We start from the raw sequence: 13,991 nt of genomic DNA on the forward strand, positions 1-13,991 counted from the left end.
GTCTGGAAGGCGATCTCGTCCATGACGCCGATGATTTCCGAGACCTTGGCCGCCGACTTCTCGATCTCGCCCATCGCCGCAACGGCATTGCCGACGACTTCACCGGATCGTTCCGCGTTCAGCTTGGCATCGGCGACAACCTGCCGGGCGATCTTCGCATTCTCGGCCGATGACTGCACCGTCGCGGTGAACATGGCCATGGCGGCTGCGGCCTCTTCCAGACTCGCGGCCTGCTGTTCGGTCCGCCGCGCGAGTTGATCGGTGGCATTGCTGATCTCGACCGAGCTGGACCGGATGTCGGACGCGCCATTGAAGATCGAGAGAAAGGATCGCTCGAGGGTTTCGATCGCGAGATTGAAATCGTCGTGCAGTTTCTGGAACTCCTTCGGGAAGTCCTCCCTCAGTCGGATCGTGAGGTTGCCGCGCGAGAGAAGCGCCAGTCCCTGGGCAATCTGATCCACGACCATGGCGCGGGTTGAGGCGTCATCGGCCAGTCGGCGATCATTTTCGGCCCGCTCGGCATTGAGGCCTGACTCCTGCACGTCCGCTTCGGCTTCAAGGCGAAGCACCTCCCTGGCATTGACCTTGAACACCTCGACGGCGCGGGCCATTTCGCCGACCTCGTCATGGCGGTTTGTTCCTGTCACCTCGGCATCCAGGTCGCCCCGCGCCAGCCGCTGCATGACATCCGACATGCGCACCAGCTGGAGCCAGACCTGGGTTTCGAAGAGCAGGGTGGCGAGGACCAGGAAGCAGATCACAAAGGCGACCCCGCCGAACAGTCTCCAGCGCGCCCGTTCGGAGATCTCCACCGACTGCGCATAGGCCTCGGCGCTGTGGGTGCGCCCGGCCGTGACCATCGCCTCGGCCGCGTCCGCGACCAGATAGAATCCGCTGGCCGAATTCCTGAACCGGTCGACCGCGGCATCGGTGTCGCCGCCGTCCGCGTACTCCAGCATGACGCGGTTGCCGTCCAGATACTCGGTCCAGAGCTCGGCGGCCTTGTTGATCGGAGCCTGGGCTTCGCCCGGGCGGAGCAGCGCCCGGTAGCCGGCCATCGCCTGCACCATCTCCTCCGCATTGGCCCTGAGTTCGTCGTCAGCCTGCGCGGCCATCTCCGGCGATGACGGCATCAGCCGCAGCGCCTCGGCGATCCGGTAGTTCTGGGCGTCCGTCAGAATCTCCTGGGCCGCGACGATGCGCGCCTCCCAGACCATCTTGCCTGACTCGGCCTGTTTGCTGACGGCGGAAAGCTCCAGGAAGGCGTAGGCCGCCACCCCGACGAACAGGACCAGAAGCAGCGCAAAAACGGCGCGGGTCTTTGTCTTGAGGCTGAGCTTCGGAGCCAGGGATTTCAGTCGCACGTCGTTCCTCCACCGCAGACGTTCGATTCCGTCGGCTGTATGAGCTGTTCACCCGGACCACCCAGTCCGGGCCGTCGAGAGGTCCAAGGTGAACATAAAGGGTTAACGACACATGGCTCCTGACGGGGACAGGCCGGTCAGGCCGGGCAACGGTTCCTTATCGATTTTCGGCCAGTCTGGGGTCTCGGGCCTGGTCGATGCAGACCAGGCCAAGCAACAGGAGGTAACCCGGTGAAGCATTTGATCCTGGTGGGTGTTTTGATCGCCGTCGCGAGCCCCGCCCATGCGCAGAGCCGCTGCACCCGCCCGTACGCCCCGACGGTCAACGTTTCAGCCGCGACCAGCACAGCGGATCTCGCACGCATAGGGGCCGACATCCGCTCGTTCATCGCGGCCTCGGACATCTATCAAACGTGCCTGACATCGCGGCTGCAGACTGCGGAATCCCAGAGATTGGTCACCGCTAACCAGACGGACAAGCAGCGCGTGGCCAATCTTTACAATGCCGCATTGCAGAGCCGCAGATAGGATGCAGTGAGCCGCGTGGGGCGAACGGCGCCATGACGAATACGCTCCGACCCACCGGAATACGGCGACGCAGCCCGCTCAACCGGCGTCCGCGCTGACGCGGAGAGACCCGGGAGTTCAGCCTGATGATCAATCGGGGCTGGCACTGACGTCACCTCCGCTTCTCATCCAGCCCTCGCGCGGGATTCCGGGTGGGCGGGCTATCCCTGCGGGACATCACTCGCGCCGAACCCGGACGCCGCCCCGCTGCTACGGCCTTTCAGCCGTCCGTCCGGCCCTCACCACCGAACGCGGTGCCCCCACGAACGTGGGATGCCGGTTTCTAAAGAAGCAGCGCACGATCAGGCCAATGGACGTGTTGCCCGATCCTCGGGGACCGAAACCTTCAGCCTGGATCGACAACCATGCTCGTCCTGATCCTCGATCGACGCGTGATCCTGAGCGGGCACTCCCTTGTCCTCGCCTGCGCCGCGGGCCCGGGTCGGTCCGGCTGTCGCGGTTTAAGGAAAACCATTGAAGTCAACATCTCCGTGCCACCCAGGCGGTTGGTGTATCCGTGACCGCTGACGGTATGACCGCCATACTGACCCAGGTCCTGGTCGAGGACGACCAGTCCCTCGTGATCAAGGGGCGTGGTGGGGGCGGCCTGCTTGGCGCAGGGGCGGCTCGCAATGTGCAGCCCGGTCTGGCGCTGAGGGTCTGGTACCCCGGCCACACCTTGACCGACCCCATCTTCCACCGCCAACCCCCGAACCTCCCATGACCCTGCGCATCCCGCTGCTAGCCACCGCCCTGATGACCCTGGCCTTCGCCGCTGTGGCCCAGACACAAACCGCACCCCTCTCCGGCATCGACGTTATCGTGCGGAAGAAGCCAGCCGGGAATGCCTTCGTGGTCGGTCAGACCGGGCGCGACGGCTGGGCGTCGTCCCGGGTTCAGGTCCAGACGGGCGAATACAGCGTTCAGGCTGCCTGTCCGCCGCGGCTGGCGTGCCGCGCTTTCCGCCTGGCCTCGGTGAGTATCAATGGTCGGCGGCTGGATCCTGACGTGCGTGGCGAGTTTGCGTTCCCGGTCGGCGCGGGTGTCAGTCAGGTCATGCTGCGGGCTTCCGTTCTGGAACAGTCCATACCCGCGCCGCGCTGAGGTTTGCGACGCACAGCCAGGCCGGCACGCCCGGACTGGCCGTCCGGGGATGAAGGGTCGATCACCGCCTAGGTGATACCGTCGGCTCATGCGACACTTCCGTTCCATCGCGGCGAGCGTGGACCATTGAGAATGAGGGTAGCCGGTTGCCGATAGCCAGTGCCGTCCGCTCGGGAGCGTGGGTGCGCGGGCTGCTGCTGGCCTTCTCTCGACCGGTCCGGCTCGGTGTCGTCGCGGCGATCCTGATGATCCTGACGACAACGTCTGTCCTATTTTTGGACGGAGCGCTGAAAGCCGGATCATCGGCAGTGGCCAATTCCGAGGTGAGCTGGGTTCCCGGGCTGGCTGACGAACTGCCCTACCGCCCACCCCTGGCGGTGTCGCGGGGGGATGTGCGGGACTGGAATCTGGCTGCGCCTGCGCGGGTGCAGATCAGTCACAATGTCCAGGTCCCGACTGGACAACGACCGGCGATGACCCTGAATCTTCCGTTGGTGTATGGAAATGCCGCCCTGTTTGTGAACGGCGTGTCGACCGAGGAGGCGGACTGGTCCTCCGGAGACTATCTGGCCATGCCGGGGGCACAGATGGTGACGTGGGACATCCCGTCCCATTTCCTGCGACCGGGTCGAAACCGGCTCGATATTATTGTCACCGGGTCGAGACACCGCAGCCTGGGGGCGCCCCTTGTGCTGGGTCCTCAAAGCCCCCCCGGCGGGTTCTATGGGTCGTTATCCGGGTGGCACGAGCGCTTCCCGTCCTATCTGGTCGCCTTGTCAGTTCTGGCGGCCGGCCTGGCCCTGATCGCCGGCGCGGCATTTCGGACGTCGATGCCCTGGATCGCCCTTTCCGCTGCCGCCGCCGCGATCGGCACCCGAACCCTGATATCCGATCCGTCCTTTCAAATTGGGCTGGATCCGTTCCGGTCTCTCCTGGACCAGAGCACGCTTGGTGCGGCCTTCATCTGTCTGGGTTGCGCCTTGTCCAATCCACGCGGGGTACAGTCCCCGCGATCGCGGCTCTGGATCGGGTTCGGACTGGCCCTGTTGGTCACCCTGCTGAGCCTTGCCGGCTTCGGACTCTACAGCAGTCAGCCGGCGCTGGACCTGGCCGGTCTGGGGTTGCCCTGGCTTGGCCTGGCATTCCTCGCCTGGGCTCTGCATCAAGACCGGGGGGGGCGGACCGGTGACGGCTTCCTTCCCCGATTGCTGAAAGGAGCGTCGTTAGGGGTGCTGATCCTGACGTCGACACTCGCCGCCGTGGCGGCCTCGGGCCTGGCCTGGGGTCTTTGGGTTCCCGGCCTCGAGATAGCCTATGGTCTGGGGGTGCTCACCCTGCTCGGCGGGCTGGCGGTCGCCGCTACCGCGCTCAGTGTTTGGGAGCTCTGGAAATGGTTGCGTGACCGCCCGAGCCTGAGCAGGATCATCCAGGAGCAGCAGGCGCAGCTCGAAGCGACAGCACTGACCCTGCAGCAACAGGTTCGATTGGCTGCGACGCTGGAAGAGCGGCAGAGGCTTTCGAGGGACATGCACGATGGCATCGGCGGTCAGATGATGTCGCTGCTGGCGAGGGTGCGGTCGCGTGGAATAACCCCTGAAGAGCTGGAGAATGAGCTGACCGGCGGTCTGACGGAGCTTCGTCTGATGGTCGATTCCCTCGATGCCTCCGGCGGTTCGCTCGCCGATGCCCTGGCGGTCCTCCGATCGCGCATTCGTACCCAGTCAGAGGCGGCAGGACTGGGTCTGAACTGGATTCAGGCCGAGGACCTGAACGATCTGCGAGCAGACCCGAACTGGAGTCTGAACCTCAACAGGCTCATCCAGGAGGCGGTGACCAATGCGATTCGTCACTCAAAGGGTGACCGACTGGACGTAACATTTGTGGTGGTAGACGATCAGACGTTGAGCATCGCCATTCAGGATAACGGCATCGGGTTTGATCGGAGCCAGGTCCGTGCCGGGCGTGGTCTGGCCAACCTGACCGTTCGCGCCGCTCAGCTGAATGGTGAACTCGAGTTCGGGAGTACGGAGACCGGTGGCGGCGCGATTGTCCGGGCCATCATCCCGTTACCAAAGCCTCAACCATCCGCGCCCGCTCTCGGCGATCATTCCGTCGTCGATATGATACCCAACTGACGGGCCTCAAAAATTGCTTCACTGCGAGAATGAACGCTCAGCTTCCGGTAGGTCGCCTTGACGTGATCTCGAACGGTGTGCTCGGAAATTTCCAGCACCTCTGCGGCCTCGCGATAGCTCAGACCACGCGAAAACATTTTCAGGACATCTCGCTCGCGGCCCGTCAGCGTATCCTCGGTGGCGACCGGGAGGGTTCGGGCATTTTTTTGATACATGTCCAGAAGGAACTGGGCGGCCTGAGGACTGATCGGCGCATAGCCATCCAGGGTACTGAGGATGTTTCTGACCAGCGCGGCGGGATCTGTGTCCTTGAGCAAATAGCCGTCCGCGCCGGAATCCAGCGCCGCGACGACACTCGTGCGGTCTCCCAGGACCGTGAGGATCAGGCATTTCACGTCGCCGGCTGACTTCAGATATCGGACCAGCTCGACCCCATTGCCATCCGGCAGTTGCAGGTCAATGAGGCATAGATCGACCGGGCAGGCTTTGAACTGGCGCATCGCCCCTGCGATCGAGCGCTCTGAAAACGCGACCTTCAGGTTCGTGCCGGCAGACACAACATCGCGCAGATAGTGGCGCAGAGGATCATCGTCCTCGACGATCCCGATCCGGGCAGTCCGTCCCTGCGTTGAATAAACACCCGGGTCAGTCATTGGCGCTTCCAGCAGGTCCCGTGGGGCTGATCGACGATGTCGACCCAGACCCGATCGCGCACGGTTCGCGGGTCACCGCGCCCGACCAGGGACTGGTATCTACCTCCGTCGTGAATCGACGCACTTCTCCATCGGACGCCGAACCGCCGCGCACAAAAGGCGTCGACATCATCTATGGTCCGAAAGTGGTCGCCGCGAACCGGTTCGGTTACGGCGATATCTGCGCCACTCCAGAGAGTGGAAACCGGAACGCCCACTGCATCCACGGGTGACGGCGCATCGCCGGGGCGCAGACAGGCGACGGAAAGCAGGGTCGAGCAGGTTGTGTCACCAACATAGGGATCGCACCGTCGACCGCCATTCCGACCAAAGTGGCAGGCAAGATGGATCTCCTCCGGACGCGACAAGCGCTGATCATTGGCCAGGGTGACGCCCCGCCTGACGGTCGGTGGACTGCACAGTGCCAACCCCATGAAATCGACGGCCGTGTCATCCTGAACCAAAACATCCAGCCAGACCGAGCCCGGCGCTTCGCCACGGTAAGACCTCAAACTGACACTGGGGTCAGGCGCACGTGCGCCCGTCGGATTATTCGCATTGGCAGGGCGATCGAGGGCGATGTCTTCCAGACGTGCGTAATAGCGATCACCCTCCGCGACCCAATTGGGGTCAGTTCCAAGCGACGCCAGCAAGGTCCCGAAACGCGGCCCCATCGCATCCCCGCCCAAATCTCCCATCGTCAGCGAGTCGTTGTCCGACCCGTTCATGCTGCGAGCACGGATCAGGAAAATTCCGCCGGATACCGGGCCGTCCACCTTGAAGGAATCGGTCAACCCGCGGTCAGCATTGACCTGGTCGAATTGGCCCGTCCCCTCGAGAGGTAGCCATGACGTCTGGGTTCGGCCGGCACGGATAAATCCAGGCTCCTCGCCGGCCGGAGAGTAGCCGTCCTCGACGCCCCGAATGATGATCCTCTTGGTCTCGCCGCGACCACAGGCGTGGGCGTTCAGTATTTCCATGCCGGTTCGCGGTTCCGCGGCAGGTTCGCGCGCAAACGATGCCTGATCGCCTGAAACCCAGGCCAGGCCCATAGCCGCCGTGCAGACGACCAGAACGGCAACGGGAATTACTACGAACAGTCGCACCCGGACCCTCCCCATTGCGCTCCGGGAACAATAGCACCGCTCGCGGTCCGTGTATCGGCCGGCTACCCCCACGAACGTGGGATGGCGGAGTCGAGCGCAGGCGTTGAGTTCTATTGCAGTGATCGCCCGATCACAGCCTGTCACCCAGCCTCGGACATCCGATCATGAGGTCGCGAGTCTGAGAACACTTGAGAAGGAAGCGAAATGCGACACTCTTCAAAATTAGCGATCGGTTTGTTCTTGCTCGGTATTGCGGCGGCACCTGCCATCGCGAACGAGGGACAAGACGCGCGGTCGCCCGGCCCGGTTGTCCAGGCCGGTGAGGGCAGGGGCGGCCCACTGGTTCTCCCGCCCTGCCTTACCGGGGGTCGTGATGTCACCTTGGTGATCAAGACAGATACCACTTCCGGGTGGACCGTGAATGGTCAGCCTGCGGTTGCGGTTTCCAATGGTGCCTGGGCCAATGTTTCCCCTGCAGCCTGGATCGGACCGAGAACGCCGGGTACGGGGCCACAGACCTACCGCGTGTCGTTCAGCGCGCCGCAAATGCACGGTCAGATGTCTGTGTCCGCCAGGTGGGCCGCCGACAACTGTGGCCAGTCCATAAAGGCGGGGAGTGCGACGGCCGTCCCGGTTACCGGCTCTTCCTGCGGGACCGGCGCGGGACAGACTGCATCGCCCAATGGCCAGGATTTCCGGGTGTTCACCCGCACGATCAACAACGTCCAGTTCCTGCCGGCAGACTCGAACAACCCCAACCCATCGATCGAGTTTACCGTTGCCAACCAGCCAAATTCCCCCACCGGACTTGCCGGCGTCTTCACCATCACGGCTCGCTGCCGCTGCTAGACCGTACACGAAGTCGGCGGGCTCGGTCCGCGATCCCGCCGACGATTTTGGTCAACGCGCACCTGCGGACATATTCGATCCGGTCCGGCCTGTCGTCTCGCCCGCGCCGATCTGACCGCCAGCAGGCAGGCCACGCGGGACCTGTCCCGACAACTGACCGTTGGTGTTTGAGCCTCCGCGCGCGGTGAGGCTTGCCCGACCCTGCAGGGTGGAACAATGTCCATGATCCCAGATTTGCTCAGCCGGCGTTTGATCCTGATCGGTCCAGGCCTGGTTTTCGCGGGACTGGCCGCGCCGGCCGGGGCAAGGTCAGTATTCCAGGACTCCAGCCGTCACAGCGGGCACCAAAAGACCATCCAGGTCGCTGATTTTCTAACCGACGAAGCTTTTGGGGGACCGTTCACGTCCGCCGGCATGACCCGGATACTGTCCCAGGCATTGGTCCGGGATGGGCGTTTCCTGGTCGTGGAACCGGGAGACCCCACCACCACGGCCCCAAATGCGATCATACAAGGCGCTGTCAGGAGGTTCAGGATCGTTGGGGGCGGAGGCCTTCACTCGATCGCAAACCCGCCGGGCAAACAGACCAACGAACGAACTCAGGGCGCCGTCATCGAACTCGCGTTTCGGCTGATCGAGACTGCAACAGGTCAGGTCATTTCTGGCTTTGGCGTCGAGGGCCGCATTTCGCCTGTGACCTCCGAGAAAGGACTGGTTGGAAGTCCTGGCGATCTCTATCCAGGGTCCGAAGATTTTCGCGCCGGCCGATTTCGACAGGCCGTTGAAGACGCGATGGAACGGGTTGTGTTTCAAATCGCCATCGGCATGTTGAGAATTGCCTGACCCGCCATCACGGATCGCCGACATCCGGGCGACATAGGGACGGTCTGCATCCGGTGGCGGTGAATATGGCGACCGAACCCCACGCGGGTGCCGTCAGATCGTGGCTGTTGGTGCTGGGCGGAGAGTTGGTATCTCTCAATCTGACGACGCCAACGGCAGCAGCAGCGAGTCAAATCCCAACCCACAGTCCCGCGCGTTCCCCCCACCCAGGTGGCGATCTGCAACCCGCTTAAATTTCCGCCCTATTTTATCAGAAGACCCCCATGTTCGTGGGGGTATCGCGACATCGGAAGTGGTGATCATCTCGTCGAAGTAGCTGTGAGAAATTCGACGATGTTGAATGCAATAATTCGTCTTCTGTGCCGTCACCAATGGTGGTGGTCTGAGCGACAGCAGAAGGAAGTTTGTTATCGCTGCGGCCAGAACCGCGTGTAGCGATGATCTCGATAAGGGGGGCGAGGCGATGGTTATCAGGCATGAACTAATTCGCATTGGCGACCGACTGCTGATCGAAATCCAGTCCGTCGAGGTCAGCGGTCAAGTCTGCAGCACTCGCTATGAGGTGGACGGACCAGAGAAGCTGTACTTCGCCAATCGAGCGGAGGCAGAGGATGCCATGTGGCCAGCGTGGATGAGGTTGGGGCCGTCGTGACCCCCTGTCCACCGCCCCCTGTCGGGAGCAGAGGACAACGGTGGGTTCAACCGACCCATGGACCCTCAAACGGGCCCCGATCTGGCTGTCGTGCAGGCGATCGCTGAACACCCCACGATAACCGGTCGATAGGGTCAGGCCCTTGCGGACCTGGTCTTCCATGCCGAACTCGGCGACCCCGGCCAGCGGAGCGGCCCCGGCCCCCTCGATGGTAAGCCTTGATGCCGCTCGCCCGTCGTCCGACGCCGTAGACTGGCTGCGATGGACCTCATGGCGGTCAGCACAGGTCAAGCGCGTCTGACTCGTCGATAGTATTTCCTTACGATGCTTGTCGGTATGTCTGCTTGGCACGGAGGGTGAGAGCAGTGGACGAAACCTTGAGGCTTGGCGTTCTTCACGATCAGGCGGTGCTCGACACGCCGCCCGAGGCCAGGTTTGACCGCATCACGGCGATGGCCGCGGCGCACTTCAGGGTGCCTATCGCGCTGGTGTCGCTCGTCGACACGGACCGACAGTGGTTCAAGTCCTGCATTGGCCTCGAAGTTCGTGAAACCGAACGCGGCTGGGCATTCTGCGACCATGCCATTCAACTTGGCGCCCACAAGGTTCTGGTCGTCGAGGACGCGACGCTCGACGCACGGTTCAAGGACAATCCCCTTGTCACCGGCCCGCCGCACATCCGCTTCTACGCCGGCGCGACCCTCACCACGAGCGAAGGGGTCAATCTCGGTTCGCTCTGCGTCATCGACACTGAGGCGCGTCCGGTGCCGGCTGACGCGGATCTCGCCCATCTGCGCGCGCTGGCTGATCTCGTCGTGGACCAGATCGACCTCTCGCGAGCCAGGAAGGAGTTGGAGGATCGCCATCGTATCCTCGATCTCGGCGAACGGCTGTCGGGCACCGGCTACTGGACCCTCAATACCCAGACCGGGGCCGTGTTCTGGTCCCCGCAAGTCTATGCGATCCATGGCGAGGACCCGGCGACCTTTAATCCCGGCCTGGGCGACGCCCTCGCATTCTACATCGAGGAGGATCGAAAACTCGTCTCCGACCTCATCAAGACACGCAGCGAGAACGGCCAGGGGTGGGAGTTCGACGCCATTCTTGTCCGTGCGGACGGCTCGCGGCGGAATGTGCGTTCGCTTGCGGAGGTGCAAAAGGACCCAACGGGTCGTGTCACTGGCTTCTTTGGCGTTTTCAAGGACCTTACGGACGAGCGCCAGGCCGTCGAGACTGCTGTCGAGCAGGAACGGCGCTATCGCCTGCTGGCCGACAACGTCAGCGACGTCATCGCCACCTACAGTCCTGACGGCATCTTTAGCTACCTCTCGCCGTCGATCAGCGAACTTCTCGGCTACTCTCCAGAAGAGATGATCGGGCGGACGCCCTATGACATCATGGTTCCGGAAGACCATGACCGCGTCGCCCGAGAGTTCAGGCAGGCCGCCAAAACCCGACTGCCTCTAACCGTCGAATATCGAGCGATGACCAAGGATGGCCGGGTGCGGTGGCTCGAAGCGCGGTCCCGATTCCAGCGTGATGAGAATGACGTCATCGTCGAGATCAACGATTCCGTTCGGGACGTGACGGAGCGGCGCGAGCGCGAGGTGGCTCTTGCCGAAGCGCGCGCGGTGGCAGAGGACGCCGCCCGGATGAAGGCTGACTTCCTCGCCAACATGAGCCACGAAATCCGGACCCCGCTCAACGGAGTTTTGGGGTTCGCAGAGGTCCTGTCCAACACAGCCCTGGATCATGATCAGAGGCGATACCTCGATCGCATCCGGACAGCTGGAAAAGGGTTATCCGCCCTGATCGACGATATCCTTGATTTCTCCAAGATCGAATCCGGCAAGATGACCACGGAACGACGGGCATTTGATCTAAAACGGCTCGCAGCCGATGTGGTCGAGCTGACGCAGGTGAGTGTGGCGGGGCGACTGGATCTTGAGCTCGCGTTCGACGACGGCGTCAGCCCCTGGATGATGGGTGACGAGCAACGCACAAGGCAGGTGCTTTTGAACCTGCTCGGCAACGCGGCAAAGTTCACGCATGAGGGTTCTGTCATACTGAGGGTCGGGCATTCGGGCGGTCAACTCGACCTCAGGGTCATAGACACCGGGATCGGGATTTCCTCTGAGGCCCTCTCCGGTCTTTTCGAGGGTTTCACCCAGGCCGACACAACGGTTGGTCGCAGGTTCGGCGGCACTGGTCTGGGGCTTAACATCAGCAGATCTCTTGCCCGACTGATGCAAGGCGACGTGACCCTGGAGAGCCAACCCGACACCGGCACCACGGCGATCTTTACCCTGCCCTATGCGCCGGCCGAGGCTCAGTCGCCGACTGCTTCGGCATCAACAGACGCATCATCAACCCGGCCCCTGAAGATCCTCGCGGTGGACGACGTCGCGGCGAATCTCGAACTTCTGGATATCCTGCTTGCCCGCGCGGGCCACGCCGTCGTCTGCGCCACGTCAGGAGACGCGGCGATCAAGTGTCTTGAACGCGACGCCGGGTTCGATCTCGTTCTCATGGATGTCCAGATGCCCGGAATGGATGGTCTGGCCGCCACCCGTCTGGTTCGCGCGATGGCCAACGGGGCGGAGCGAATACCAGTGGTTGCCCTCACCGCGAACGTGCTGGCAGATCAGATCGAGGCCTGTCGCGCCGCCGGGATGGACGATCATCTCGGCAAGCCGATCAAGGTGGAGGATTTGCTGAGCCTGCTCTCTCGCGTGGCGGAGCTGAATGATCGCTCTCCCACAACTGCCGCGGAAGACGGGGTCACGCAGGACCCTCTGGCAGAGCTCAAAGCAAGGTACAGAGTGCAGATGGATACGTTCAAGGGCGAGTTCGCTCGCCTCGGGGCCCTGCCCCGGGACCGTCGGGCCGACGCCATGGCGGCCTTTAGTCACTCGATCGCCGGGACAGCCGGGAGCCTTGGCTTCACCGCGGTCTCAAACGCAGCCTTCGAGCTGGAAGCGGAGGCCAAACGGTGCCGCGATCTGAGTGTCGGGCCCGAAACGCTCGATCCGCTTATCCATGAGTTGGTGCGCCGGGTGGCACATTCCTGAAAGTTGCTATAGTAAACGGTGTTCGTTCGCTCAGGGGGGGCGTAGTCCTGCCACCGGAGTGAGTTGGTCCGTGTCGAAATGCATTGTCGTCGAGGACGACCCTTTCTGGTCGTCCGAAATCAGCGCGGCTCTGTTGTCGGCGGATGTTGAGGTGATCCACGCCGCAGACGGTCGTGAGGCGTTGGCCATGGCCCGGCACCATCAGGACGCCAGCATGGTGCTGGATATGATCCTGCCGGATGTCGACGGCGTCGAGGTGCTGCAGCGACTGGGTGCCATTGCGCCGGACATCGCGGTCCTCGCTGTCTCTGGCGGTGGGCGCCTCGGCCCCGCATTCTATTTGAAGCTCGCTCAAACATTCGGGGCCAAGGTCCAGCTTGCCAAGCCCTTCACTCAAGGCCAGCTTGTTGAGAACTGGATGGCTCTGGCCGCCTGATTACTATTCGTAGATTGCACCCAATTGAATAAAACCCAAACGATCCTGGTCGTCGATGACGATCCATTTATGCGAGATCTGGCAAGGGTCCACCTTGAGAGCGCAGGCTATGTTGTGGCCTTGGCGGACGGCGGGGCTGAAGGTGTTGCGAAGGCTCATTCCTTGCGACCGGCCGTCGTCGTCATGGATTTTTCCATGCCGGGTCTGTCTGGCACCGATACACTTAAACAAATCCGTGCGGACCCAAACACGTCGAAAACTCCGGTTCTGATGCTAACGGCCTGGTCGTCTGACGCCAGCCGTCTGGAAGCGGAAAATCTCGGTGCGACGTGGCTGGAAAAACCCCTCTCTGGTGAAGCACTGATCGATGCGGTGGGCCGCTTTATCACGTCCTAGGTGAGCGAAATGGTGTCTGATCAGAAGCCGCGTGGACCTCACCAGATCTTGGTGGTCGACGACGACCCGTTCATTCAGCAACTCGCACAAGCGATCCTCTCGTCGAGGGGGCAGAAAACCAGAGTCGTGGGCACTGGAGCCGAAGCTTTAGCGCGTATGGCTGAGCCGCCCCCGGACATGGTGCTTCTTGATCTCGGGCTGCCGGACGTTCCGGGGTTGGAGGTCTTGCGTCATTTCCGGGCCGCTCGCTCATGGGACCATGTCCGAATTCTGATGCTCACGGCCTCGCATGACGTTGAGGATATCGTCCGGGCGAAACAGGCCGGAGCGTCGGGCTACGTCTGCAAGCCGATTCAGCCTGACGCCTTGGCGGACATGGTCTGCGATCTGTTGGAGCAGGACACGCTTCTCTGGCTGGATGACTACACGCGAGCTCACAAACGATCTGACGTGACCCCCCGAAACTCTTCCAGGAAAAGCTAGAGTCCGACCGTCGAGCGGACCCCTGTTAAGACTGGATGAGAAAACGGGGTCACGGCACACTGACTGAGGTGCCGGGGAGCAGACCAGGGGTTTCGATCATTTGGGGACGACAACTCCCATCGAGCGGCTGGAATCTTGCTCGCGCCTGGACAGGCAAGGGAGCGTAAGTCAGACAGACCGGTCGTGGACCTCGTCTTGGGAGCGGGCCTTTCCAACGTCCTCAGGAGTCAAAAGTTGCCGGCTTAAGGCACACCCAGTAGGGACCCACGAGAACGACCAGCGGGGAGGCCTCT

General features: G+C 62.6%; 13 protein-coding genes. 10 read left to right on the top strand and 3 right to left on the bottom strand.

What is annotated here, in order from left to right:
• Positions 1 to 1,364 (bottom strand): methyl-accepting chemotaxis protein (locus tag Q8K99_09375; protein ID MDP2182764.1); only part of this gene is annotated, 1,364 nt, incomplete at its 3' end.
• A gap of 231 nt (positions 1,365 to 1,595) precedes the next feature.
• Here Q8K99_09375 and Q8K99_09380 point away from each other — a divergent pair.
• The 4 genes from Q8K99_09380 to Q8K99_09395 all read left to right on the top strand — a co-directional run bounded on the left by Q8K99_09380 (position 1,596) and on the right by Q8K99_09395 (position 5,170).
• Positions 1,596 to 1,892 carry a hypothetical protein gene (locus Q8K99_09380; GenBank protein ID MDP2182765.1) on the top strand — a complete coding sequence of 99 codons (297 nt, stop codon included), beginning with the start codon at positions 1,596 to 1,598 and terminating at the stop codon, positions 1,890 to 1,892.
• A gap of 556 nt (positions 1,893 to 2,448) precedes the next feature.
• Positions 2,449 to 2,655, top strand: a complete 207-nt coding sequence (locus Q8K99_09385) for a hypothetical protein (protein MDP2182766.1) — start codon at positions 2,449 to 2,451, stop codon at positions 2,653 to 2,655.
• Positions 2,652 to 3,035, top strand: a complete 384-nt coding sequence (locus Q8K99_09390; GenBank protein ID MDP2182767.1) for a hypothetical protein — start codon at positions 2,652 to 2,654, stop codon at positions 3,033 to 3,035. Before Q8K99_09385 ends, Q8K99_09390 begins: the two co-directional genes overlap by 4 nt.
• A 182-nt stretch (positions 3,036 to 3,217) precedes the next feature.
• Positions 3,218 to 5,170 (top strand): ATP-binding protein, encoded by a 1,953-nt coding sequence (locus Q8K99_09395; protein ID MDP2182768.1) that lies wholly within the window; start codon positions 3,218 to 3,220, stop codon positions 5,168 to 5,170.
• On the opposite strand, the gene Q8K99_09400 is transcribed toward Q8K99_09395, so the two are convergent.
• Both Q8K99_09400 and Q8K99_09405 read right to left on the bottom strand, forming a co-directional pair.
• A complete protein-coding gene (locus Q8K99_09400) occupies positions 5,140 to 5,823 on the bottom strand; it encodes a response regulator transcription factor (GenBank protein ID MDP2182769.1) in 684 nt (227 codons plus the stop codon). The two genes, Q8K99_09395 and Q8K99_09400, sit on opposite strands and share 31 nt — an antisense overlap.
• Positions 5,820 to 6,968 carry a hypothetical protein gene (locus tag Q8K99_09405; protein MDP2182770.1) on the bottom strand — a complete coding sequence of 383 codons (1,149 nt, stop codon included), beginning with the start codon at positions 6,966 to 6,968 and terminating at the stop codon, positions 5,820 to 5,822. Before Q8K99_09405 ends, Q8K99_09400 begins: the two co-directional genes overlap by 4 nt.
• A 204-nt stretch (positions 6,969 to 7,172) precedes the next feature.
• Here Q8K99_09405 and Q8K99_09410 point away from each other — a divergent pair, with 204 nt between their 5' ends.
• The 6 genes from Q8K99_09410 (at position 7,173) to Q8K99_09435 (ending at position 13,698) form a co-directional block, all read left to right on the top strand.
• Positions 7,173 to 7,817, top strand: coding sequence for a hypothetical protein (locus tag Q8K99_09410; protein MDP2182771.1), 645 nt, complete (start codon positions 7,173 to 7,175; stop codon positions 7,815 to 7,817).
• A 216-nt stretch (positions 7,818 to 8,033) separates the two neighbouring features.
• Positions 8,034 to 8,660: a hypothetical protein gene (locus Q8K99_09415; protein MDP2182772.1), complete on the top strand. Its 627-nt coding sequence runs from the start codon at positions 8,034 to 8,036 to the stop codon at positions 8,658 to 8,660.
• A 1,017-nt stretch (positions 8,661 to 9,677) separates the two neighbouring features.
• Positions 9,678 to 12,383 (top strand): PAS domain-containing protein, encoded by a 2,706-nt coding sequence (locus Q8K99_09420; GenBank protein ID MDP2182773.1) that lies wholly within the window; start codon positions 9,678 to 9,680, stop codon positions 12,381 to 12,383.
• Between the two features lie 70 nt (positions 12,384 to 12,453).
• A complete protein-coding gene (locus Q8K99_09425; protein ID MDP2182774.1) occupies positions 12,454 to 12,819 on the top strand; it encodes a response regulator in 366 nt (121 codons plus the stop codon).
• Positions 12,820 to 12,843: 24 nt separating this feature from the next.
• A complete protein-coding gene (locus Q8K99_09430; GenBank protein MDP2182775.1) occupies positions 12,844 to 13,215 on the top strand; it encodes a response regulator in 372 nt (123 codons plus the stop codon).
• 51 nt (positions 13,216 to 13,266) lie between these two features.
• Positions 13,267 to 13,698 carry a response regulator gene (locus Q8K99_09435; GenBank protein MDP2182776.1) on the top strand — a complete coding sequence of 144 codons (432 nt, stop codon included), beginning with the start codon at positions 13,267 to 13,269 and terminating at the stop codon, positions 13,696 to 13,698.
• The last annotated feature ends 293 nt before the right edge of the window (positions 13,699 to 13,991 follow it).

The sequence above is a fragment of the Actinomycetota bacterium genome (genome assembly GCA_030682655.1).
Taxonomy (GTDB): domain Bacteria; phylum Actinomycetota; class Coriobacteriia; order Anaerosomatales; family JAUXNU01; genus JAUXNU01.